The sequence below is a fragment of the Hoeflea sp. genome, from assembly GCF_984452065.1.
This window is the reverse complement of sequence record NZ_CFHWAF010000078.1, coordinates 1-21,956: the sequence shown is the minus strand read 5'-3', so window position 1 is coordinate 21,956 and position 21,956 is coordinate 1. Positions and strand designations below refer to the sequence as shown.

At 62.3% G+C, this 21,956-nt stretch carries 20 protein-coding genes and 1 pseudogene; 10 read left to right on the top strand and 11 right to left on the bottom strand.

All coding sequences use genetic code 11. From position 1 onward, the window contains the following. From AC5E6N_RS15330 to AC5E6N_RS15305, 6 genes are all read left to right on the top strand, one after another. The coding region (locus AC5E6N_RS15330) for a TRAP transporter small permease (RefSeq protein ID WP_491748619.1) at positions 1 to 335 on the top strand (335 nt) is incomplete at its 5' end. After that, a complete protein-coding gene (locus AC5E6N_RS15325) occupies positions 332 to 1,612 on the top strand; it encodes a TRAP transporter large permease (RefSeq protein ID WP_491748618.1) in 1,281 nt (426 codons plus the stop codon). The genes AC5E6N_RS15330 and AC5E6N_RS15325, both read left to right, overlap by 4 nt. 3 nt (positions 1,613 to 1,615) lie before the next feature. Then, positions 1,616 to 2,491 carry an L-threonate dehydrogenase gene (gene ltnD / locus AC5E6N_RS15320; RefSeq protein WP_491748617.1) on the top strand — a complete coding sequence of 292 codons (876 nt, stop codon included), beginning with the start codon at positions 1,616 to 1,618 and terminating at the stop codon, positions 2,489 to 2,491. Continuing rightward, the gene (gene otnK, locus AC5E6N_RS15315) at positions 2,492 to 3,733 is read left to right on the top strand and encodes a 3-oxo-tetronate kinase (protein WP_491748616.1); all 1,242 of its coding nucleotides are present in this window, start codon (positions 2,492 to 2,494) and stop codon (positions 3,731 to 3,733) included. Next, positions 3,726 to 4,373: a 3-oxo-tetronate 4-phosphate decarboxylase gene (gene otnC / locus AC5E6N_RS15310; protein ID WP_491691997.1), complete on the top strand. Its 648-nt coding sequence runs from the start codon at positions 3,726 to 3,728 to the stop codon at positions 4,371 to 4,373. The genes otnK and otnC overlap by 8 nt, the downstream gene beginning before the upstream one ends. A gap of 160 nt (positions 4,374 to 4,533) precedes the next feature. Further along, positions 4,534 to 4,770, top strand: a complete 237-nt coding sequence (locus tag AC5E6N_RS15305) for a transposase (protein WP_491748615.1) — start codon at positions 4,534 to 4,536, stop codon at positions 4,768 to 4,770. Here AC5E6N_RS15305 and AC5E6N_RS15300 read toward each other — a convergent pair. Both AC5E6N_RS15300 and AC5E6N_RS15295 read right to left on the bottom strand, forming a co-directional pair. After that, a pseudogene (locus tag AC5E6N_RS15300) lies at positions 4,766 to 5,340 on the bottom strand (IS5 family transposase); the annotation flags it as partial. The gene AC5E6N_RS15305 and the pseudogene AC5E6N_RS15300 overlap by 5 nt on opposite strands. A 648-nt stretch (positions 5,341 to 5,988) precedes the next feature. Beyond that, entirely contained in the window at positions 5,989 to 6,738 is a 750-nt protein-coding gene (locus AC5E6N_RS15295; RefSeq protein WP_491748614.1) for an SDR family NAD(P)-dependent oxidoreductase, read from the bottom strand. A 136-nt stretch (positions 6,739 to 6,874) separates the two neighbouring features. Between AC5E6N_RS15295 and hrpB the strand changes: the two genes are divergently transcribed. The 3 genes from hrpB to AC5E6N_RS15280 all read left to right on the top strand — a co-directional run bounded on the left by hrpB (position 6,875) and on the right by AC5E6N_RS15280 (position 11,392). Then, positions 6,875 to 9,352, top strand: a complete 2,478-nt coding sequence (gene hrpB / locus AC5E6N_RS15290) for an ATP-dependent helicase HrpB (protein ID WP_491748613.1) — start codon at positions 6,875 to 6,877, stop codon at positions 9,350 to 9,352. Between the two features lie 30 nt (positions 9,353 to 9,382). Next, positions 9,383 to 10,681 (top strand): ActS/PrrB/RegB family redox-sensitive histidine kinase, encoded by a 1,299-nt coding sequence (locus AC5E6N_RS15285; RefSeq protein WP_491748612.1) that lies wholly within the window; start codon positions 9,383 to 9,385, stop codon positions 10,679 to 10,681. Positions 10,682 to 10,822: 141 nt separating this feature from the next. Further along, complete coding sequence (locus AC5E6N_RS15280; RefSeq protein WP_491748611.1) at positions 10,823 to 11,392, top strand: ActR/PrrA/RegA family redox response regulator transcription factor; 570 nt, start codon at positions 10,823 to 10,825, stop codon at positions 11,390 to 11,392. 4 nt (positions 11,393 to 11,396) lie between these two features. Here the strand turns inward: AC5E6N_RS15280 and AC5E6N_RS15275 are convergent, their stop codons facing one another. Further along, positions 11,397 to 11,882 carry an MmcB family DNA repair protein gene (locus tag AC5E6N_RS15275; RefSeq protein WP_491748621.1) on the bottom strand — a complete coding sequence of 162 codons (486 nt, stop codon included), beginning with the start codon at positions 11,880 to 11,882 and terminating at the stop codon, positions 11,397 to 11,399. A 219-nt stretch (positions 11,883 to 12,101) separates the two neighbouring features. Here AC5E6N_RS15275 and AC5E6N_RS15270 point away from each other — a divergent pair, with 219 nt between their 5' ends. Further along, the gene (locus AC5E6N_RS15270) at positions 12,102 to 12,746 is read left to right on the top strand and encodes a L,D-transpeptidase (protein WP_491748610.1); all 645 of its coding nucleotides are present in this window, start codon (positions 12,102 to 12,104) and stop codon (positions 12,744 to 12,746) included. 79 nt (positions 12,747 to 12,825) lie between these two features. Here the strand turns inward: AC5E6N_RS15270 and AC5E6N_RS15265 are convergent, their stop codons facing one another. The 8 genes from AC5E6N_RS15265 to AC5E6N_RS15230 form a co-directional block, all read right to left on the bottom strand. Beyond that, a complete protein-coding gene (locus AC5E6N_RS15265; RefSeq protein ID WP_491748609.1) occupies positions 12,826 to 13,623 on the bottom strand; it encodes an FAD binding domain-containing protein in 798 nt (265 codons plus the stop codon). Positions 13,624 to 13,647: 24 nt separating this feature from the next. Continuing rightward, positions 13,648 to 15,990 carry a xanthine dehydrogenase family protein molybdopterin-binding subunit gene (locus tag AC5E6N_RS15260; protein ID WP_491748608.1) on the bottom strand — a complete coding sequence of 781 codons (2,343 nt, stop codon included), beginning with the start codon at positions 15,988 to 15,990 and terminating at the stop codon, positions 13,648 to 13,650. A gap of 128 nt (positions 15,991 to 16,118) precedes the next feature. Further along, complete coding sequence (locus tag AC5E6N_RS15255) at positions 16,119 to 16,607, bottom strand: (2Fe-2S)-binding protein (RefSeq protein ID WP_491748607.1); 489 nt, start codon at positions 16,605 to 16,607, stop codon at positions 16,119 to 16,121. A gap of 268 nt (positions 16,608 to 16,875) precedes the next feature. After that, positions 16,876 to 17,622 carry an SDR family oxidoreductase gene (locus AC5E6N_RS15250; RefSeq protein ID WP_491748606.1) on the bottom strand — a complete coding sequence of 249 codons (747 nt, stop codon included), beginning with the start codon at positions 17,620 to 17,622 and terminating at the stop codon, positions 16,876 to 16,878. A gap of 58 nt (positions 17,623 to 17,680) precedes the next feature. Continuing rightward, the gene (locus AC5E6N_RS15245) at positions 17,681 to 19,309 is read right to left on the bottom strand and encodes an ABC transporter ATP-binding protein (protein ID WP_491748605.1); all 1,629 of its coding nucleotides are present in this window, start codon (positions 19,307 to 19,309) and stop codon (positions 17,681 to 17,683) included. Continuing rightward, positions 19,309 to 20,139 carry an ABC transporter permease gene (locus tag AC5E6N_RS15240; protein WP_491748620.1) on the bottom strand — a complete coding sequence of 277 codons (831 nt, stop codon included), beginning with the start codon at positions 20,137 to 20,139 and terminating at the stop codon, positions 19,309 to 19,311. The genes AC5E6N_RS15245 and AC5E6N_RS15240 overlap by 1 nt, the downstream gene beginning before the upstream one ends. A gap of 35 nt (positions 20,140 to 20,174) precedes the next feature. Further along, positions 20,175 to 21,125 carry an ABC transporter permease gene (locus AC5E6N_RS15235; RefSeq protein WP_491748604.1) on the bottom strand — a complete coding sequence of 317 codons (951 nt, stop codon included), beginning with the start codon at positions 21,123 to 21,125 and terminating at the stop codon, positions 20,175 to 20,177. Positions 21,126 to 21,222: 97 nt separating this feature from the next. Next, on the bottom strand, positions 21,223 to 21,956 hold a 734-nt coding region (locus AC5E6N_RS15230), incomplete at its 5' end, for an ABC transporter substrate-binding protein (RefSeq protein WP_491748603.1).

The following is a 21,956-nucleotide window of genomic DNA, read 5'->3' as shown; positions in this document are numbered from 1 at the left end:
CCGTCTTTCTCGGCGTGGCCGTGGCCTTCCGTCATGGCGCGATGATTTCGGTAGACGTGATTCAGAACTCGCTTCCGCCACGGTTGGGCTTTGCGATGTTTGTCCTGGCCAACATCGCATCGCTGATCTTCTTCTCAATCCTTCTGTGGCAGGGCGTTCTGATGACAGAGCGTGTCATTCCGCAGAACTTGGCGGCGCTTCAGATCTCCATATCCTGGGTCTATGCGGCCCTGCCGGTCGGCTCTGTGTTTATCATCATCGCCATTCTCGCCTGCATCGTTCGTGCGTTGCAGGGCGATTGGCTGGCAGCGCGTAACATGGATGAACTGCAATGAACAGCGCGCTTGGTCTTGCGCTTGCGATCCTGTTTATCCTTGGCGTTCCCATTGCGGTCGCCATCGGTCTTGCGTCGGTCATCGGGATCGAGGCGCATGGCAGCCTGCCGCTTTTGCTGGTTGCGCAACGGATGTTCACCGGCATCGACAGCTTCCCGCTGATGGCGATCCCGCTCTTCATTCTCGCCGGCAATCTGATGTCGGCCGGCGGCATCTCGCACCGGCTCGTGGAGCTTGCCAAATCGCTGGTCGGAGGCATGCAGGGCGGCCTTGCCTGCACTTGCGTGCTGACCTGCATGCTGTTTGCGTCCGTATCCGGCTCGTCGGTGGCAACGACCTTTGCCATCGGCGCCATCTTGATCCCGGCCATGGTGAAACATCACTATCCCAAGCCGCTGGCGGCCTCCGTTCAGGCATCGTCGGCGGAGCTGGGCGTCCTCATCCCGCCATCCATCCCGCTGATCCTTTATGGCGTCTCCACCGACACATCGATCGGCCAGCTGTTTGTGGCGGGGCTCGGCCCTGGCGTTGTTGTGGCCGGTTCATTGATGGTTCTGGTCCTCGTGATCTGCCGGGTGCGCGGCATCGGCAAGGAAGACGGCCGCGACCGGCAAAGCCCGGGCGCAGCGCTTCTGGCTGCATTGCCGGCTTTGCTGGCGCCGATTGTCATTTTGGGGGGAATCTATACGGGCGTTTTCACCCCGACCGAGGCGAGCGCCGTCGCCGTTGTGACTGCCCTGGTCACCGGCATGCTCATCTACCGTGAACTGAAACTGAAATATCTTCCCGACATCCTGAAAAGGACGATCATTTCGATATCCGTCATCATGGTCATCATTTCGGCGGCCGCCCTGTTCTCGTTCCTGATCACCCGGTCCGGCTTGCCCAATGAGATCGCGATTCTGTTCCGTGAAGTCTTCGAAAGCCGAATCGCCTTTCTTCTGGCGGTGAACATCTTGCTGCTGATTGTGGGGATGTTTATTGAAACATCCGCGGCCATCCTCGTTCTGGCGCCCATTCTGGCGCCGATTGCCGTCAGCTACGGCGTGGATCCGGTTCATTTTGGCTTGATCATCGTTGTCAATCTCGCGCTCGGCATGATCACCCCGCCGCTCGGCGTGAACTTGTTTGCCGCTTGTGCGGTGGCAAACCTGCGCATTGCTCAGATCATTCCGCAATTGGTCTGGTTTGTCCTGATGGTCTTCGCCGCTCTCATGATCATCACCTACGTTCCGCAGATCACCATGTGGCCGGTTCATTGGCTTTTTGGAGCTTAGCGTATGCTCATTGATTTCGCTGGTCTTGGTTCAATGGGGCTTGGCATGGCGACCACCCTCATCCGCGCCGGTCACAAAGTCCGGGGCCATGATCCTGACCGCGCCCGGCTGGACATGTTGCAAGCGGCCGGCGGCTATCAGGGTGACGATCGCGCCGATGCTGTCGTGAGCGCGGTGCTGAACGCCGGCCAGACCCGTGAGGTCTTGTTCGGCAAGGCAGGTCTTGCCTCAAGGCTGGAGCCGGGAGCCGTGATCGTTTCCTGCGCAACGGTTTCGCCTCGGTTCGCAATCGAAATGGAAACCACCGCAAGAGACCGCGGCATCCTTTATCTGGACGCACCCATTTCCGGCGGTGCCGTCAAGGCGGCCGACGGGCGGCTTTCGATCATGGCTTCGGGCAGTGCCGATGCCTTTGCCTCTGCCGATCCTGTGCTGAAAGCGATGGCTGAAACCGTGCATCGGCTTGGCGATCATGCCGGACCAGGCTCCGCCATGAAGGCCGTCAACCAGCTCCTGGCCGGCGTCCATATCGCCGCCATGGGTGAAGCGGTCGCCTTCGGCGTCTCGCAAGGGTTAGACCCCAAGCGGATCCTCGACGTGGTCTCGGTCTCCGCCGGAACATCATGGATGTTCGAAAACCGAGCGCCGCATGTTGTGGCGGGTGATTACACGCCGCATTCCAAAGTGGACATATGGCCCAAAGATCTGGGAATCGTCACCCATATCGCGGCATCGGCGGGTCTCCCTGTTCCGATTTGCGCCAATGCTCTCGAACAGTTCAAAGCCGCCTCGGCTGCCGGGTTTGGGCATGAAGATGATGCGGCAATCGCAAAACATTTTGCCCGGCAAGGCGGTATCAAGCTACCGGAAAACGGCTGAATGTTACTGGGCTGCATCGGGGACGATTTCACGGGCTCAAGCGATCTGGCCAACACGCTGGCCAAGGGCGGCATGCGCACGGTGCAGTATTCCGGCGTGCCGTACAAACCCGCAGCGGCGGATGTGCAGGCTGGGGTCATCGCTCTGAAATCGCGCTCCATCCCTGCGGCCGACGCGGTGCGAAAGTCGCTTGATGCGCTGGATTGGTTGAAGGCGCAGGGCTGCGAGCAGTTTTTCTTCAAATACTGCTCAACCTTCGACAGTACCGATGCGGGCAATATCGGGCCGGTCGCCGATGCACTGGCCGATGCTCTGGGTGCGCAGCAGGTTGTTGTTTGCCCTGCTTTCCCTGGCGCGGGGCGATCAGTCTATCAGGGGTACCTTTTTGTCAAGGACGCCTTGCTCAATGAAAGCGGCATGGAAGACCATCCCCTTACGCCGATGCGCGATGCCAGCTTGCGCCGCCTGATGGCCCGGCAGAGCATCTACCCGGTCGGGCATATTGCAGCCGAAACGGTCTTTCAGGGACGAGATGCAATCGCCGCTCAAATGGCTGCCCAGGAGATTGCCGGCAACCGGATGCTGATCGTGGACGCGTTGCGTGATGCCGATCTGATCGAGATCGGCGCCGCGACCAAGGGGCTGCCGCTGGTCACCGGCGGATCGGGGATGGCTCTGGGCCTGCCCGCCAATCTCGGAGTGATGCCGGCAGAGGTGCCCTGGCGACCCCAGGACGGCAAGGCGGCAATCTTGTCCGGGTCATGCTCGATCGCAACGCGCGGACAGATAGACCATCATCTGCAATACCATCCCGGCTGCAAGATCGAGCCGGCGCGGGTTGTCAATGGCGAGCAAACGCCCGTGGACGTGGCTCGCTGGCTGATGGAAACGGAGGGACTGCCCATCGCTTATAGTTCCACTGATCCGGCCGATGTGCAGGCAAGCCAGTCCGCACTCGGAAAAGAGACGGTGGCACACGCGCTTGAATCGTTTTTTGGCGCTACGGCCGCCTGTCTGGCTGAACTGGGGATCACCCGGATTCTTTCGGCGGGCGGTGAGACGTCCGGGGCGATTGTCGAGGCGTTGAACATCGATACCCTTGAAATCGGGCCGGAGATCGATCCAGGCGTGCCGGCCTTGCGCGCCGGCGAAAACCTCGTTCTGGCGCTCAAGTCAGGCAATTTCGGCACTGTCGATTACTTTGTGAAAGCGGATCGGATTTTGGGCGGCAACAATGCGTGACACCGTGCTGCGCGAGCAGATTTGCTTGCTTGCCAAGTCCATGTTCGATCGCGGCCTGACCGGTGGCAGCACGGGAAACATCTCGGCACGTACCGAAGATGGCGGCCTTCTTGTGTCGCCGACGGGGACAAGCTTCGGTCGGCTCGATCCCGGTCGCCTGTCCCATTTCGATGCCAATGGCGCCCTGATCGGTGGCGATGAACCGACCAAGGAAATGCCTCTCCATGAAGCTTTCTACGAAACGCGTAGGAGTGCTGGCGCCGTGGTTCATCTCCACAGCTGTCATTCGGTGGCTTTGTCGATGCTTCCCGATGCAAACGAAGATGACTTTCTTCCGCCGCTCACCCCCTACTCGATCATGAAGCTGGGTCGCGTGAAGTTGCTGCCGTTTTTCATGCCGGGAGACCCTGCAATGGCCGACGCCGTTCGCGGACTTGCCGGCAAGCGCAGTGCCGTCATGCTGGCAAACCATGGACCGGTTGTCGCCGGAAAGGATGTCGAAGCAGCATGCAATGCGATCGAGGAATTGGAGGACACCGCCAAGCTGGCGATGATGGTGCGTGGCATGAATGCGCGCGGCCTGTCGGACGACGAGGTCGAGGCCGTGGTCACGAGGTTCGATGTGGAATGGGATGATTGATGCGATGCTCTGCGAATTTGGGGTTTCTTTACACGGATCTGGCGCTGACAGATGCGGTGTTTGCCGCCAAGGCAGATGGTTTTGAGGCGCTGGAATGCCATTTTCCTTATGATGCATCTGCCGAACGCTGCTGGCCGCCCTGCGCGAAAACAGCCTGCCGATGCTGGTGCTGAATACTTGGCCGGGAGATCGGGAGGCTGGCGACTTTGGTCTGGGGCGCACGGCTTTCAAATTGTTCCGCGAATTTCCTGATCTGAAAAAACGCTATTGGGGCTGCCACTTCCGGGGCAGGGGTTACTTCTCCACAACCAACGGTGCCATCACCGAAGACGTGGTACTTCAGTACCTGGGCAAACACATCAAAAATCCCTCCGGCCTCAGCCGGAAGGTCGTTTAGTTGTCAGTCCTCCTCGGGAACGCCCCAGAGCCTGGTCCCCCCTTTTTGGCCGCCGCCTTTGCCGGTGGCTGCCTGCTGATGTGCGCGTACGAGACTGGAATCAAGGCTCACATAGGCGTTATCCGGATCTCGGATCAGATGTTCGAACACACGTTCCCGCACCCCCGCTTTTGCCCAGCGGGTGAAACGCTTGTGCACCGTCTTCCACTTGCCGTACCGCTTGGGCAGGTCATGCCAATGCGCACCTGACGGCAATACCCACAGCACGCCATTCACGAAGTTCAGATTATCCGCCGGAAGCTTCCTTGGTTTGCTGGCATAGGCAATCCGCTCGGGGATCTCGGCGCTGCCGAGGGTTATGCCGTAGAAAAACCGCAACGCGCAGACCGTCTGGTTCAGCGCCGGCCAGGAAATGCCATGCGTAACAAGGTGCACCTGGAAGGCGTGAACATCCTCAAGCCCCAGACGATCCGGCGACCGGTTGAAATACCGGCTGAACTTCTTGACCGCATGGATGTAGGATCGCTGCGTGGCCGGCGAAAGATTGCGCACCGTCATGTCTTCGATCATGGGCCGCCGCAAAGGGCTCTTTTGTGGGCTGGTATCGGTCATGAAATGGTCTCCTGTGGAAGGTTGAGCCGCAACACTCAAATCCTTCCATCAGGAGGCCAATCAAGCCAGATACTTGCTCCAATCCCGCGAAGCGGGTTCGTTCAATCCTGAATGTCGATTGACCCTAGCCCGGACTTCTCACAGTTTGAGGGTTTGCGCTTGCAATGCAGCCTGGATCGCACATGCCATGCGTCATCGTTTTTAAGGGCGTGTGGACGCATCGCCGCGTTGTGCGGCAACGGATCAACTCGCCCCCGAATCAGACAAGCTCAAAACCCAAAGCACTGAACAACAAATAATCCAATCAGACCACGCGGTGAGAAATCCGGGCTAGCCGTCTCAATAGCGCCATTTGAGGCGATATTTCTATCGCACGAGTCCTATGTCGATACGACAAATCACGTCGAAATCAGAGACGAACTGGTACGACAGGCATTGAGAGATCAGGCGCGTCTACACGGGTCTCTTGCACCATTTCTTCGAAAGAGAATTGTTGATGCAACATCACAACATGAAGTTCTTGAGACCGGACCAAGAACCATCCTTTTGGATGGCGAGCAAAATCAATAGAAAAAATGCCCCAGCATTCCATCAGCAGCTTTCACGTCAGACGTGCTGGCCGCCATTGATGTGGATTTCGCCGCCCGTGACATAGGAAGAGGCATCGCAGCAGAGAAAATAGATCGTCTCGGCGACCTCGTCGGTGGAGCCAAGGCGCCTCAAGGGAATGTTCTCCACCATCTTCTCGGTGCCGGGCGACAGGATCGCCGTCTCGATCTCACCGGGCGCGATGGCATTGACCCTTATGCCGTGCGGGCCGAAATCGGCCGCCATCTCACGCGTCAACGACGCCAGGGCCGCCTTCGAGGTCGCGTAAGCGGTGCCGGCGAACGGATGAACGCGCGAACCGGCGATCGATGTGACATTCACGACCGAACCCTTCGCCGCCGCCAGTTCCTTGAACAGCCCGCGCGCCAGAAGGATCGGCGCGAAGAAATTGACCTGAAACACATCGCGCCAGGTGTGCATCGGTGTTTCGAGGGAGTTGAGCCGCTCGCCCTCCGGCGTTTTCGGCGAGATGCCGGCATTGTTGACCAGCGCATGGAGCTGCCCGCCCTCCTTGTCCAGGCGGTGACGAATCTCGGCAACGGCGCTGCCGACATCCTCCGGATCGGACAGATCGATCTTGATGTGATCTTCCGGACCGGCCGGCCATGGACAGTTTTCGGCAAAGTCCTGCCGCGAGCAGGTAATGACGCGCCATCCGGCGGCGGAGAACCGCTTGACGGTCGCATGTCCGATGCCCCGGCTCGCGCCGGTCAGAACCAAGGTTCTGCGGCCCTGCTCCTCACTCATCCTGTACCTCCGGACGGAACTCCAACTCGCCTTTATGTAATGCAAGCAAACCGTGATAGCGAGGGGCGCGGGGAAATTCGGCGGAGCGCGAGGCTTCATTTTCCTTGCCAAAGGTTTTAGAGCGGTGTGCGAAACGATGACCCATGCCCTTCCCGAACTTCCCGTCAGCGAAGCCGTTCCGGCGCTGCTGGCCGCGCTTGAGGAGCGCCGCTGCGCCGTCCTTGCCGCGCCGCCGGGGGCTGGCAAGACCACGCTGGTGCCGCTGCATCTGCTCGACGCTCCCTGGCGCGGGGACGGCAGGATCCTGGTGCTGGAGCCGCGGCGGCTGGCCGCGCGGGCGAGCGCCCGCCAGATGGCGCGCCTGATCGGCGAGGAAGCGGGCGAGACCGTCGGCTACCGCACGCGGCTCGATACGCGGGTCGGCAGGAGAACCCGCATCGAAGTGGTGACGGAAGGCATCTTTACCCGTCTGGTCCTCGCTGACCCGGAGCTGTCCGGAATATCGGCTGTTCTCTTCGACGAGTTTCACGAACGTTCTCTCGATGCCGATTTCGGGCTGGCGCTGGCCCTCGACGTGCAATCGGCACTGCGCGAGGACCTTCGGGTGCTCGTCATGTCGGCAACGCTCGATGTCGAGCGTGTGAGCCGGCTCATGGACGGGGCGCCGGTGATCGAGAGCCGCGGCCGCGCCTATCCCGTCGATATATGCTACCGCGAACGAAGGCCCGGCGAGCGGATTGAAACGGCCATGCACGCGGCGACCGTCGAGGCGTTTCGCCAGGAGGCCGGTTCGATCCTGGCCTTCCTGCCGGGCCAGGGCGAGATCCGCAGAACCGCCGAACTGCTCGGCAAAGACGATCTGGACGCGCTCATCGCCCCGCTTTACGGCGACCTCTCGGGCAAGGAGCAGGATGCCGCCATCCGTCCGCCGGCGCGGGGCGAGCGAAAGATCGTGCTGGCGACGTCGATCGCCGAAACCTCGATCACGATCGATGGCGTGCGCATCGTCATCGACAGCGGATTGCAGCGCCTGCCGGTCTTCGAACCGTCGACGGGCATAACCCGGCTGGAAACGGTCCGCGCCTCGAGGGCTTCCGCCAACCAGAGAGCCGGGCGGGCGGGCCGCACCGAGCCCGGAATGGCCATAAGGCTGTGGCGGGAAGAGCAGACGGCGGCATTGCCGGCGTTCCCGCCGCCGCAAATGCTGGCCAGCGATCTCGGCAACCTGATCCTCGACTGCGCCGCATGGGGCGTGACGGATCCCGCCTCGATGCGGTTCATCGATCCCCCGCCCGGACCGGCCATCGCCGAGGCAGGCGGCCTGCTGCGGACACTCGGCGCCCTTGACGAGGCCGGTCACCTGACCGCGAAGGGCCGGACCATGCGCGGGCTTGGGCTGCCGGTGCGGCTGGCGGCCATGGTGACAGACGCGGCGGGCGAGGGGCTGGGTCATGAGGCGGCCGAGCTTGCCGTGCTGCTCAGCGAACAGGGTCTTGGCGGCGCGTCCGCGGATATCGACGAGCGCTGGCGCAAATTCCGGCGCGACAGCGATAAAAGGGCGAGGAGCGCGCGGGCGCTGGTAAAACGCATCGCGCACACTGTCACCGGCGGGGAGCAGGACCGCAGCGGCTTCACGGCGGACGCCGGTTCCATTTTGCTTGGCGGATTTGCCGACCGCGTCGCCCGGTGCCAGGGCCGGTCGGACGGCAAGGCGCGGTTTTCGCTGGCAAACGGCCGCGGCGCATTTGTCGAAGACCATTCGGCGCTGGCGAAGGAACAGTACATCGTCGTCGCGGATCTGACGGGAAAGGCCGCATCGCAACGGATTCTCTCCGCCGCGCGGCTGGATGCCGAGTCAATCGAGACGCATCTTGCGGAGCGGATTTCGAAGACCGAAGATGTCGTGTTCGACCGGGATACGCGCAGCGTGCGCGCACGAACGGTCCGGCGGCTCGGCGCTCTCGTCCTCGATGAGCAGCCGCTTCGCAACCCCTCGCCCGATGCCGTGGCCGGCGCGCTGGCCGAGGGTGTGCGTCTTTGCGGGATCGATGCGCTGCCCTGGTCGTCGTCGGGCAGACAACTGCGCAGCCGCATTGGCTGGCTGAAGCGGACACGGGGCGACGCCTGGCCTGACCTATCCGATGGCGCTTTGCTTGATCGTATCGATCACTGGTTCGTGCCGTTCCAATCAGGCGTCGCGGCCTTTGCCCGGATCAATCCGGAAGGCCTCGCCGACGGGCTGATGTCCCTCGTGCCTTTCGATCTGCAGCGCGAGATCGACCGGCTGGCGCCGAAGCGTTTTTCAACGCCTGCGGGCTCAAGCATCGCAATCCGCTATGACGGCGATGAACCGGTGCTAAGCGTCAGGGTGCAGGAGCTTTTCAGCCTGCGCGAGCATCCGGCGCTGGCGGACGGCGCGGTGCCGCTTGTTCTGGAACTGTTGTCGCCGGCGCAAAGGCCGATCCAGAAGACCCGCGATCTGCCGGGGTTCTGGGCCGGTTCCTGGTCAGACGTGCGGGCGGACATGCGCGGGCGCTACCCGAAGCATTCCTGGCCGCAGGATCCGGCATCGGCCGAACCGACACGGCGTGCCAAAGACAGGCGCAAAGAGTAAGATCGCAAAACCCCGAAAAGACGGACCGCCATGGATTACTCCGAACACCCCGCCGAAACCCGCTACGCCAATCATCTGAGAATGCGCACGCTCATCCGGCTGCGCACGCTGGCCATTATCGGCCAGAGCGTCACGGTTCTGGGCGTGGCCTACGGTTTTGGCTTCCCGCTGCCCGTCGCATCCTGCTTTCTGCTTATCGCCTGCCTGGCGCTGATCAATATCGCGCTGCGCATCCGCTACCCCAAGGCGCACCGCCTCAGCCCCTCGACATCAACCGTCATTCTCGGCCTCGATATCCTCCAGCTCTTCGGCCTCCTGTTTCTCACCGGCGGCCTCGTCAACCCGTTCTCGGTGCTGGTATGTGTTCCGGTGATCGTCGCATCCGCGTCCCTGCCGCCGCGCAACATCATCCTTCTCGGCATTGTCGCGGTGCTCGCGGTGACGGTGCTTGCGGTCTATCACCGGCCCCTGCCCTGGTATCCGGGCCCGCCGTTCGAACCGCCATGGGTGCTGATCACCGGCAACTGGGTCGCCATCGTGTCGATGGCCGCCTTCTCCGCCTTTTACGCCTATCGCGTCTCGGCCGAGGCGGAGGAACTGGCCGACGCGCTGATGGCGACGGAATTCACCCTGCAGCGCGAACAGCACCTTTCGGCGATTGACGGGCTTGCCGCCGCCGCCGCCCATGAGCTCGGAACGCCACTTGCGACAATCACCGTCGTGGCGCGTGAAATGGAGCGGGCACTCGGAGACGATGAGCGTTTCGGCGAAGACGTACAGCTGCTGCGCTCACAGAGCGAGCGGTGCCGCGACATCATGCGGCGGCTCACCACCCTTTCGTCCACGGAAGAGGTTCTTATGAGCCGGCTGCCGCTTTCGTCCCTGATCGAGGAAGTCATCGCCCCGCACCGTGAATTCGGCGTCGACATCAAGGTCACCCGCAAGGCGGACGATCAGGACGATCCCGTCGGGCAGCGCAGCGCCGGAATTTTATATGGTCTCGGCAATCTTCTGGAAAACGCCGTCGACTTCGCAAAAACCACGGTCGAAGTGGAGACCGAATGCAACGCCGACGAAGTGAGCATACGCATCAGCGACGACGGGCCGGGGTTCCCGCCGGTTGTGCTGTCGCGCATCGGCGATCCGTACGTCACCCGGCGCAGCCACAGCAACGAGCCGAGCGCGGGCGGGCTCGGACTTGGCCTCTTCATTGCCAAGACGTTGCTGGAACGGTCCGGCGCCAATCTGACATTCGCCAACCGCAACGGCCGCCACGCGACCGTAACCGTCACCTGGCCGCGGACGGCGATGGAGGTCGCCGCGGGCTGATGCAATTGCGGCATTGTATATATTGGCTTTTTTCCGCAACGGCCTTATGTGGTAGCTTAGAGTGCGTTGTGATTGGATCGGGTCAAATGATCCGATCACAACGCACTCAAGGGAGGGTAATTTGAGGGACCTCTTCTCGTCATGAACACTCAGACCGGCAACGACAGCCAAACTGAATCGATCGGAGACGATCCGACACTGCTGATCGTCGACGATGATGGACCGTTCCTGCGCCGCCTCGGGCGGGCGATGGAAAGCCGCGGATTTACCGTTGAACTCGCCGAATCGGTGGCGGCCGGTCGTGCCGCGGTCAAGGCGGCGCCGCCGAAATATGCCGTCGTCGATCTCAGGCTGACCGACGGCAACGGGCTCGAACTGATCGAGGATCTCCGCAAGGTGCGCGACGATACACGTATCGTCATGCTGACCGGTTACGGCAACATCGCAACGGCCGTGAACGCGGTAAAACTCGGCGCCGTCGATTATCTGGCCAAACCGGCCGATGCGGATGAAGTCTTTGCGGCCCTTACCCGCAAGCCGGGGGAAAAAGTCGAGCCGCCTGAAAATCCGATGTCCGCCGACCGGGTGCGCTGGGAGCATATTCAGCGCGTTTACGAAATGTGCGACCGGAACGTTTCCGAGACGGCGCGTCGGCTGAATATGCACCGGCGAACACTGCAGCGTATCCTGGCCAAAAGGGCGCCGCGCTGAGGCGTCAGCTCTCCGCCTGTCCGTAGGCCATCTGTTCGGCGACAAGCAGCCGGTCCGCACCGGCCCTCGCAAATCTCAGCGTCAGCGCCTTGCGTGTGGCCGGGGCCAGTTTGTGTTCGGGGGCTTCACGGACAATCTCGGCCCCGAAGCCGTCCGACAGGATCATCCCGCACTCCTGCGGAAAGATGTCCAGCGGCACGCCCGGATGTGTCGCGAAGAACAGCCTGTCGCAATGCCGGCGGTAATCCGGCCATTTGCTGTCGGCCCGCAGGTCCTCGATCGAGGACTTGATCTCGACGATCCAGATTTCACCCTTTTCCGACAGCGAGACGAGATCGGCACGCCGGCCGCCGGCAAGACCGAGCTCAGGCAGGACCGCATGCCTCAAATCGCCGAACAGCCGCTGAACCCCGCGGCGCACGAGCAACGCGCGTTCGGACTGGCGCCCATCGACCAGGGTGGGCTCGGGGTGCGGCGAAACGATCGGCATTTGAACAACCTGTTTGGCGGTAAGCTGGCACGCGTCGCGATTCTTGGCAAGATCGTCGGCCGGGCGTTGCACGATTGCCATATCAGATGCCGATCTGGCCGCTCACGAATTTTTTACAGGGCGACAAGTCTTGAAATGGCTGCGGTAATAAAAAATAAACCATAACAGTAAACTGTCCGAGCGGGACTGTACCTGCCAAAGGACTGCAGAGGGGCCAAAATGAACTTGCGTAAAACCATTTCGGGAATTGGTATCGCGGCCATGCTGGCGCTCGCCGGTTGCGTGAGCGGCGGACCGGAGCTGACCCAGCAGATCTTCACAAGCGAATACGGCGCCGTCAAGGACGGGGGATACAAGATCCCTGCGGTGCCGATCAACCGTGTTCCGAAACAGTATCACCGTCAGATCGTCACATTCTATACGCCTGAGAAACCCGGCACGATCATCGTCAACACGCGCAAGCGCTTTCTCTACTACGTGCTTCCCGGCAACAAGGCGGTTCGCTACGGGATCGGCGTCGGCCGTGCCGGTTTCGCCTGGGAAGGCGAAGCCTATGTGTCCTGGAAACAGCCCTGGCCGCGCTGGCATCCGCCGAAAGAGATGATCGAGCGCGAGCCGCACCTGAAGAAATACGCCAATGGCGGACAGGACCCCGGGCTGCGCAACCCGCTCGGCGCACGGGCGCTCTATCTTTTCGACAAGGACGGGAACGACACGCTCTACCGCCTGCACGGATCACCGGAGTGGAATTCCATCGGCACCGCCGCCTCGTCAGGCTGCATCAGGCTGATGAATCAGGACGTGATCGACCTTTACAACCGGGTCAAGCCCGGCCGCAGCGCAAGGGTCGTCGTGATCCAATAGCAGGCTGCTGCCATAACCAGATAAAGAAGCCGCCCGAATGCCTGTCCGGGCGGCTTTGCTTTTCTGGACCCGGCGCCGGTCAGGCGGCGGCGTCGACCGCCCGGCGGGCCATGACCTTGACCAGGTTCGCGCGGTACTCGGACGAGCCGTGCAGGTCGGACAGGAGGTCCGACGGGTCCACCGAAATGCCGTCGAGGGCCGCGGCCGAGACGTTGGAGGCAAGCGCGGCCTCCATATCGCCTGCACGGAAGACGCCGTCGCTGCCCGCGCCGGTGACCGCGACACGGACACCGCCGGCACCGCCGGCGACGAACACACCGGTCATCGCGTAGCGCGACGCGGGGTTCGGGAACTTCTGATAGGCCGCCTTGTCGGGCGCATCGAAGGAAATCGCGGTGATGATCTCACCGTCGTTCAGCGCCGTTTCGAACAGGCCGACGAAGAAATCGTCGGCGCCGATCTCGCGGCTGTTGGTGTGGATCGTCGCATTCAGCGCGAGCATGGCTGCCGGATAGTCGGCGGCCGGGTCGTTGTTGGCGACAGATCCGCCGATCGTCCCCATATTGCGTACATGCGGGTCGCCGATATGCGAGGCGAGACCGGCAAGCGCCGGGCAGGCGCTGCGGATTTCCGCCGAATCGGCGACATCGGCGTGGGTCGTTGCGGCACCGATCGTGACCGTGCTGCCGGCGACCGAGATGCCCTTGAGATCGGCGATGTGACGCAGGTCGACAAGATCGCCCGGTGCGGCCAGACGCTGCTTCATCGTCGGAATCAGCGTCTGCCCGCCGGAGATCAGCTTGCCGTCATCGGCACCGGCAATCAGGCTGGCTGCCTCATCGACCGAGGAGGCACGGTGATAATTGGTCTTGTACATGGTGTGTCCTTTCCTCTCGATATGTCAGCGCTGGATTGCCGACCAAACGGTCTGCGGCGTCGCCGGCATGGCCAGATCGTTGTTGCCGATGGCATCGGTTATGGCGTTGATCACCGCCGGCGGGGAACCGATCGCGCCGGCCTCGCCGCAGCCTTTCAGGCCGAGCGGATTGGACGGCGATTCCGTCTTGGTGGTGGTGACGTTGAAGGACGGCAGATCGTCGGCCCGCGGCATGGTGTAGTCCATGTAGCTGGCAGTCACGAGCTGACCGGTATCGGCGTCATAGGCACAGCCTTCCAGCAGCGCCTGGCCGATGCCCTGGGCAACGCCCCCATGCACCTGCCCGTCGACAATCATCGGATTGATGATCGTTCCGAAATCGTCGGCGGCGACAAACTGCGTGATTTCCGTGACGCCGGTATCGGGATCGACCTCCACTTCGCAGATGTGGCAGCCGGCCGGGAAACTGAAATTGGTCGGATCGAAGAAGGCGCTCTCCTTGAGCCCCGGCTCCATGCCCTCCGGCAGGTTGTGCGCCGTATAGGCGGCAAGGGCCAGTTGGAACCACGGCAGTGCCTTATCGGTACCGGCCACCTTCAGTTCGCCGCCCTCGATCACGATGTCGGCCTCATCGGCCTCCAGCAGATGCGCGGCGATCTTCTTGGCCTTGGCCTCGACCTTGTCGAGAGCCACCGAAATCGCCGACATGCCAACCGCGCCCGAGCGTGATCCGTAGGTTCCCATACCCATCTGAACCTTGTCGGTGTCGCCGTGGACGATGTTGACGGTATCAACGCCGACGCCGAGCCGCTCGGCGACCAGTTGCGCAAAGGTCGTCTCATGGCCCTGCCCGTGGCTGTGCGAGCCGGTGAGCACCTCAATCGTGCCGACGGCGTTGACGCGAACCTCGGCCGATTCCCAAAGGCCGACACCGGCACCAAGCGCGCCGACCGCCTGCGAGGGCGCAATGCCGCACGCCTCGATGTAACAGCTCATGCCGATGCCGCGCAGCTTGCCGCGCGCCTCCGATTCGGCCTTGCGGGCGGCAAAGCCGTCATAATCCGCGGCCTGCATGGCGGCATCCAGGGACGCGCCGAAATCACCGCCGTCATAGGCCATGATAACAGGCGTCTGATGCGGGAATTCGGTGATGAAATTCTTGCGGCGCAGTTCGGCCGGGCTGATGCCCAGCTCGCGCGCCGCCGTCTCCATCGTCCGCTCCAACAGATAGCTTGCCTCCGGACGTCCGGCGCCGCGATAGGCATCCACCGGGGCCGTGTTCGTGTAGACCGTGCGGATATTGGCATGGATGTTGGCGATATTGTATTGCCCCGACAGCAGCGTCGCATAGAGATAGGTCGGAACGGACGATGAGAACAGCGACATGTAGGCGCCGAGATTGGCGAGCGTGTCGACCTTGAGCGCCGTGATCCGGTGGTCGGAATCGAAGCCGATCCTGATCGTCGATACATGGTCGCGCCCATGGGCGTCGCACAGGAAGGACTCCGTGCGGTCGGCAACCCATTTGACCGGAACGCCGGTGCGCTTCGAGGCCCACAGGCAGACGATCTCCTCGGGATAGATATAGATCTTGGAGCCGAAACCGCCGCCCACATCCGGCGCGATCACACGCAGCTTGTTTTCCGGCGCCACATTGTAGAAGGCGCTCATCACCAGCCGGGCGACATGCGGGTTCTGCGAGGTCGTCCAGCAGGTATAGTGGTCTTCCGCGGCATTGTAGAGACCAAGCGCGGCACGCGGCTCCATCGCATTGGGAACAAGCCGGTTGTTGACGATATTCATCTCGGTGACATGCGCGGCGCTCTCAAGCGCGGCATCGGTGGCCGTGCTGTCACCGATTTCCCAGTCGAAGATGAGATTGTTTGCGGCTTCGGGATGAATCTGCGGAGCTCCCTCTTCCAGCGCCTTGACAGATTCGGTGACCGCCGGCAGTTCCTCATAGTCGACAGCGAGAGCTTCGGCGCCGGCGCGCGCCTGTGCGCGGGTCTCGGCAACGACAATAGCCACGGCGTCACCGACATAGCGCACCGTGTCCTCGGCGAGCGGCCGCCAGACGCCCATATTCATGGGCGAGCCGTCCTTGGAGTGGATCATCCAGCCGCAAATCAGATTGCCGATTCCGTCTTCGGTCAGTTGTTTGCCGTCGAGCACATCGATGACCCCGTCGACGTCGAGCGCCTCGGTCTTGTCGATGCCCTTGATCCTGGCGTGAGCATGGGGGCTGCGCACGAAACAGGCATGTTTCATGCCCGGTACCACCATATCATCGGTATAGCGGCCCTTACCGGTTATGAAACGCTTGTCTTCCTTGCGCGCAACACTGGCGCCAATTCCTTCAACACCCATCTGAAATCTCCTCCATTCGGCGGGTGGCTCCTGCGTCCGGTGCGCGCCCGTCCTTGAACGGGTCTCCTCGCGCTCGGACGGATCAGGCGGTCAAGGCCCGAACGGTGTCCACTCCGCACCCAATTGATCTATTCGGCTGCCTGTTGCGCGCCGCCCATTTCCGCCGCTGCGGCAAGAATGGATTTGACGATATTGTGGTAGCCGGTGCAGCGGCAGATATTGCCTTCCAGCTCGGCCCGAACCGTTTTTTCGTCCAGCGACGCGCCGTGGCGGCGAATCATCTCCGTCGCGGCCATGATCATGCCGGGCGTGCAGAAGCCGCACTGCAATCCGTGATTTTCGTGAAAAGCCTTCTGGACCGGGTGGAGTTCCGCGCCGCCGGCGAGGCCCTCGATGGTGGTCACTTCGGAACCGGCCGCCTGGGCGGCAAGCATGGTGCAGGATTTCACCGCGGCCCCATCGACATGGACGACGCAAGCCCCGCACTGGGACGTGTCACAGCCGACATGGGTGCCGGTGAGGCCCAGATTGTCGCGCAGAAACTCCACCAGAAGCGTTCGGTCCTCGGCGTCCGCGCTGACCTCGCGCCCGTTCACTGTCATCGCTATGCTTGTCATTCAACTCCTCCCAGAAACGCTGAAACATATTCGAATATATGTCGGCTCAATTTCGTCTCAACAGTCCTGCCTCACAGCTTTCGGCCATCAGGCACGCCCGCCGATTTGCGACGCGCTGACGTCATGAACACAAACATGGTGCCCGTTTTGAATTATTCCAGTTCAATGGAGCCAGCCCCGTCATGGACTGTCAAGCCTGAATGGGTCCGGGAGTGGCGAAAACACCACCCGAGCTTGGCCGCATCGCTGAAGAAGGATGGCCGTCCGGTCAGATACAGCGGCCGCCGTCGACCTCCATCGCGACGCCGGTGACCATCGACGCTTCGTCCGAACACAGGTAGCAGGCGGCATTTCCCATGTCTTCCGGCGTCGAGAACCGGCCGATCGGAATGGTCGCCAGAAATTTGGCCCGCATCTCGGGCGTGTCCTCGCCCATGAAGGTCTTGAGCAGCGGCGTTTCGCCGGCGACCGGATTGAGGGCGTTGACCCGGATGCCGCTGGGCGCCAGTTCGACGGCCATGGCCTTGGTCGCGGTGATCATCCAGCCCTTCGACGCATTGTACCAGTTAAGGCGCGGCCTCGGGCTGACGCCGGCCGTGGACGCAACGTTGAGGATCACGCCGCTACGGCGTTTCTTCATATGAGGCACAAGCGCCTTGGCGGTCAGGAAAACCGACTTGGCGTTGACCGCAATCACCCGGTCGAAATCCTCCTCGGTCACCTCTTCAAGCGGCGCCGGCTGATGGGCGACGCCGGCATTGTTGACCAGAATGTCGACATCGCCGAATTCGGCGAGGGCGGCGTCGACCATGGCCTCCACGCTGATCGCGTCGGAGACATCGACCGTGTGTGCCGTTGCGCCCGGTCCCTGTTGTTGTGCAAAGGACGCCGCCGCCTCTCCATTGATGTCGGCAACCAGGACCTTCGCCCCCTCCGCGATGAACTTGGTGACGATCCCCGCGCCGAACCCGGACGCACCGCCGGTCACGATTGCCGATTTGCCTGCAAGCCTCATTGCCGTTTCTCCCGATCATATTGCCAGCCTCTTACCACATTGATATCTCGCGCCCAATTCAACCATTGCCGATCTCAGCCTCGCGCGCCCTCAGCGCCTCGTCCAGGACGGGCGTCGCCGCCAGCAGCTCCTGCGTATAGCTGTGCTGCGGATTACGGAAAACATCCTCCGTCGGCCCCTCTTCCACGACCTTGCCGGATTTCATGACGAGCACCCGGTCGGTGATGGCGCGCACCACCGAAAGGTCGTGTGAAATGAAAAGATAGGAAATGGCGAGCCGGTCGGACAGATCCGCCAGAAGGTCGAGGATCTGGGCACGGATCGAGACGTCCAGCGCCGAGACGGCCTCATCCAGCACGATCAGGGACGGTTCGATGATCAGCGCCCGCGCGATCGCAATCCTCTGCCGCTGGCCGCCGGAAAACTCATGGATGTATTTGTGCGCGTCATCGGGCCGAAGCCCGACATTGATCAAGGCATTGTCGATACGCCTGCGCCGCTCTTCGCGGTCCGGCTGCTTGTCAAGAAGGAAAAACGGCTCCGAGATAAGCCGGTCGACGCGATGGCGCGGATTGAACGAGCTGTAGGGATCCTGAAAGACCACCTGCACGCGGCGCCGCATATCCCGGCCCGGCCCCTCGCCGCCGGTCGAAAAGACGCTGCCGTTGAGCCTGATCTCACCGCCCTGGACGGGGTCGAGCGCCAGGATGGCGCGCGTCAGGGTGGATTTGCCGCAGCCGCTCTCCCCCACGAGGCCGACATTCTCGCCGCGGCGGATGGCCAATGAAACATGATCCACGGCGCGGAAGTGACCGGGCGCGCGAAACAGGGACCGGCGCGGCAAAGGATAGTCCCGGACGACGTCGCTGACCTCGACCACCGGCTTGCCCCGCTCCGGCACATGCACCGGATTTCGGCTCGGGACATGGCTGGAGGCCTCGAAAAGCGCCCTGGTGTAGGGGTGCTCCATGCGGCGGAACAGCGCCAGCGTATCGCCCGCTTCGACCACACGGCCATCCTTCATGATGGCGATATGGTCGGCCATTTCGGCAACGACCGCCAGATCATGGGTGATGAGGATGAGGCCCATGCCGTCTTCATCGACCAGTTTCTTCAGCAGTTTGAGTATCTGGGCCTGGGTGGTGACATCGAGCGCGGTGGTCGGCTCGTCCGCGATCAGAAGCTTGGGGCGAAGCGCGATCGCCATGGCGATCACCACGCGCTGACGCTGGCCGCCGGACAGATCATGCGGATAGCGGTCGAGGGGAAAGCGGTCCTCCGGCAGGCCGACGCGGTTAAGCGCTTCTCTCGCGATCCGTTTGGCCTCGCGCCGCGACTTGCCGGAGTGCACGAGGATTGTCTCGGCCACCTGATCGCCGATCGTCTGCACCGGGTTGAGCGCCGTCATCGGCTCCTGGAAGACCATGCCGATGTCATTGCCCCTGAGCGCGCACATGTCCTTTTCGGAAAATGTCTCCAGCGCCTTGCCGTCCAGCCTTATCGAACCGGTCCATTGCGTGCCGGCCGGCAGGAGTTGCATGATCGCCATCGCCGTCATGGATTTGCCGGAACCGGATTCGCCGACAACACCGAGCACCTCGCCGGCGTCCACCTTGAGATCAACATCGTCAAGGATCGGCGCGCCCTTGATCGACAGCGTCAGATGTTCGACATCGAGCAGCGACATCAGCGCGCCCGCCTGAGCTTGGGATCGAAGATATCGCGCAGGCCGTCGCCCATGAGATTGAGCCCGAGCACGGTGAACACGATGGCAAGACCCGGAAAGATCGCCAGATGCGGCGCGATATAGATCATGGTCTGGGCTTCGGAGAGCATGCGTCCCCAGCTCGGCAAGGGCGGCTGGGTGCCGAGACCGACATAGGCAAGGCCGGCCTCGGCGAGGATGCCGAGCGAGAACTGGATCGTCCCCTGCACGATCAGGAGATTGGTGATGTTGGGCAGGATATGCTCGGCCGAGATGTGGGTTTTGCCCTTGTCGGCAACGCGTGCCGCGAGGATGTAATCGCGCTGCCACAGCGACAGCGCGGCGCCGCGCGACAGCCGGGCGAAGACCGGAATGTTGAATATGCCGATCGCGGTGATGGCGTTGACAGCACTCGGCCCGAAGACGGCCGTGATCATGATCGCCATGAGCAGCGCCGGGAACGCAAAGACCAGATCGTTTGTGCGCATGACGATCTCGTCAACGAGGCTGCCATGCCGCGCGGCCGCGAGCAGGCCCAGCGGCACGCCGATGACGATGCCGATGCCGACGGCAATGAGTGCGACGGCGATCGACACGCGCGCGCCTACCATAACCATGGAAAAGATGTCGCGGCCGAACGCGTCTGTACCGAACCAGTGCGCCAGGGAGGGCGTCTTCAGCTTGTTGGCAATGTCGAGCTGGGTCACGTCATAGGGCGTCCAGACAAAGGAGATCAGCGCCACCGCGACGAACAGCGCGGTCAGAACCAGACCGATCATGAAGCTCGGCGAGCGCAGCGCCGCGGCCACCATGCCGGCTCTCAGCGACGGCTCGACGCGCATATCGCTCATGCGCGCGCCCTCCGCAATCTCGGATCGGCGATCGCATAGGTGATGTCGACAATGAACGTGACGAGGATCACCGCAAAGACGAGCAGGAAGATCACGCTCTTGACGACAATGAGGTCGCGTTGCGTGATGCTCTGGAACACGAGCCGGCCGAGGCCGGGCAGGAAGAACACGTTCTCGATGATGATCGCGCCGGCAAGCAGGAAGGAAAACTGAAGGCCGATAATGGTCAGCACCGGGATCAGCGCATTGCGCAGAGCGTGGCGCCAGAGCGCCTGGCGGCGGGTCAAACCCTTGGCGCGGGCCGTGCGCACAAAATCCTCGCCCAGCGTATCGAGCAGCGAGGAGCGCATGACACGGGCAAGGATCGATGCCTGCGGCAGGGCCAGCGCGACCGCCGGCAGGGTGAGCGCCTTCATGCCGGCAAAAAAGCCCGCTTCCCAGCCGGGAAATCCGCCGGCGGAAAACCATCTGAGGGTCACGGCGAAGACCAGCACGAGGAGCATGGCGAACCAGAAATTCGGCACCGCAATGCCGAGCTGCGTCACACCCATGATCGAGACGTCTGTGGGCGAGTTGCGCCGCGCCGCGGCCAGTACGCCGACCGGAAAGGCGATCACCGTCGAAAGCAGCAGCGCGTAGACGGACAAGGGCATCGACACCCAGATGCGGTCGACAATGAGTTCGCTGACCGGAACGCGATAGGTGTAGCTGGTGCCGAATTCCCCCTGCAGCAAGCCGGTGATCCACTGCCAGTAGCGAACCGGCGCCGAGGCATTGAGGCCAAGGCTCTCGCGCAGGGCGGCAACGGTTTCGGGCTCGGCGTTCAGCCCCAGCATGAATGATGCCGGGTCGCCCGGAACGACTTCGATGACGAAGAAAATCACCAGGCTCGCGGCAAGCAGGCTGAGGGTCAGGGAGACCAGCCGTTTGAAGACATAGGGAAGCATGAAGCCGGCTCGAAATCGCTTCGGTCAGACAGGCCGATCCGGCCCGTTCGGGTTTTGAAAAGCGGGCGCCGGTTTGTCGCGCCCGCTCCCCGGTTGCTCAGTCTTCCCAGTAGACCGCCGTCATATCGGCCGCCTGTGTCGGCGCGTTCTCCCACACGCCGCGCAGCTTGGCGTTGACGACACCCGTATTGGCAAGCTGGAACAGATAGCCGTTGACATAGTCGTCGGCGATTTTCTGTTGCGCGGCCTTGAGCAGCCTGTTGCGCTCATCCGGGTCGGTCGCGTTGTTCAGATCCTCGATGATCTTCTGGAAATCGGCATTGTCGTACTGGAAGTAGTAGTCCGGCCGGGCATAGATGCCGATGTCGAGCGGTTCGGTGTGGGAGACGATGGTCAGTCCAAAATCCTTGCCCCGGAACACCTGCTCCAGCCATTGCGCCCATTCCAGATTGCTGATCTCGGTCTCGATGCCGATATTGCGCAGTTGCGAGGCGACGATCTCGCCGCCGCGGCGGGCATAGGACGGAGGCGGCAGTTTCAGCGTCGTGGTGAAGCCGTCCGGGAACCCTGCTTCGGCCAGCAGTGCCTTGGCCTTTTCGGGATCGAAGTTCGACTGCCCGGTCAGATCGACATAGGCCGGATGATGCGGCGCAAAGTGCGTCCCGATGGGCGTGCCGTATCCGAACATCGCCCCGTCGATGATGGCCTGCCGGTCAATGGCATGGGCGATGGCTTCACGCACCTTGGGATTGTCGAGCGGCGGCATCTTGTTGTTTGTTGACAGGATGGTTTCGCCTTCCGTCGATCCGACAACCAGTTTGAAACGCGGGT

What these genes read in the sequence shown, in the direction of transcription:
- AC5E6N_RS15260 (WP_491748608.1), bottom strand. Translation starts at nt 15,990, where the DNA reads ATGGGTGTTGAAGGAATTGGCGCCAGTGTTGCGCGCAAGGAAGACAAG.
- AC5E6N_RS15295 (WP_491748614.1), bottom strand. Translation starts at nt 6,738, where the DNA reads ATGAGTGAGGAGCAGGGCCGCAGAACCTTGGTTCTGACCGGCGCGAGC.
- AC5E6N_RS15250 (WP_491748606.1), bottom strand. Translation starts at nt 17,622, where the DNA reads ATGAGGCTTGCAGGCAAATCGGCAATCGTGACCGGCGGTGCGTCCGGG.
- otnC (WP_491691997.1), top strand. Translation starts at nt 3,726, where the DNA reads ATGCGTGACACCGTGCTGCGCGAGCAGATTTGCTTGCTTGCCAAGTCC.
- hrpB (WP_491748613.1), top strand. Translation starts at nt 6,875, where the DNA reads ATGACCCATGCCCTTCCCGAACTTCCCGTCAGCGAAGCCGTTCCGGCG.
- AC5E6N_RS15285 (WP_491748612.1), top strand. Translation starts at nt 9,383, where the DNA reads ATGGATTACTCCGAACACCCCGCCGAAACCCGCTACGCCAATCATCTG.
- AC5E6N_RS15255 (WP_491748607.1), bottom strand. Translation starts at nt 16,607, where the DNA reads ATGACAAGCATAGCGATGACAGTGAACGGGCGCGAGGTCAGCGCGGAC.
- otnK (WP_491748616.1), top strand. Translation starts at nt 2,492, where the DNA reads ATGTTACTGGGCTGCATCGGGGACGATTTCACGGGCTCAAGCGATCTG.
- AC5E6N_RS15245 (WP_491748605.1), bottom strand. Translation starts at nt 19,309, where the DNA reads ATGTCGCTGCTCGATGTCGAACATCTGACGCTGTCGATCAAGGGCGCG.
- AC5E6N_RS15305 (WP_491748615.1), top strand. Translation starts at nt 4,534, where the DNA reads ATGCTGGTGCTGAATACTTGGCCGGGAGATCGGGAGGCTGGCGACTTT.
- AC5E6N_RS15235 (WP_491748604.1), bottom strand. Translation starts at nt 21,125, where the DNA reads ATGCTTCCCTATGTCTTCAAACGGCTGGTCTCCCTGACCCTCAGCCTG.
- AC5E6N_RS15265 (WP_491748609.1), bottom strand. Translation starts at nt 13,623, where the DNA reads ATGTACAAGACCAATTATCACCGTGCCTCCTCGGTCGATGAGGCAGCC.
- AC5E6N_RS15275 (WP_491748621.1), bottom strand. Translation starts at nt 11,882, where the DNA reads ATGCCGATCGTTTCGCCGCACCCCGAGCCCACCCTGGTCGATGGGCGC.
- ltnD (WP_491748617.1), top strand. Translation starts at nt 1,616, where the DNA reads ATGCTCATTGATTTCGCTGGTCTTGGTTCAATGGGGCTTGGCATGGCG.
- AC5E6N_RS15270 (WP_491748610.1), top strand. Translation starts at nt 12,102, where the DNA reads ATGAACTTGCGTAAAACCATTTCGGGAATTGGTATCGCGGCCATGCTG.
- AC5E6N_RS15325 (WP_491748618.1), top strand. Translation starts at nt 332, where the DNA reads ATGAACAGCGCGCTTGGTCTTGCGCTTGCGATCCTGTTTATCCTTGGC.
- AC5E6N_RS15240 (WP_491748620.1), bottom strand. Translation starts at nt 20,139, where the DNA reads ATGGTGGCCGCGGCGCTGCGCTCGCCGAGCTTCATGATCGGTCTGGTT.
- AC5E6N_RS15280 (WP_491748611.1), top strand. Translation starts at nt 10,823, where the DNA reads ATGAACACTCAGACCGGCAACGACAGCCAAACTGAATCGATCGGAGAC.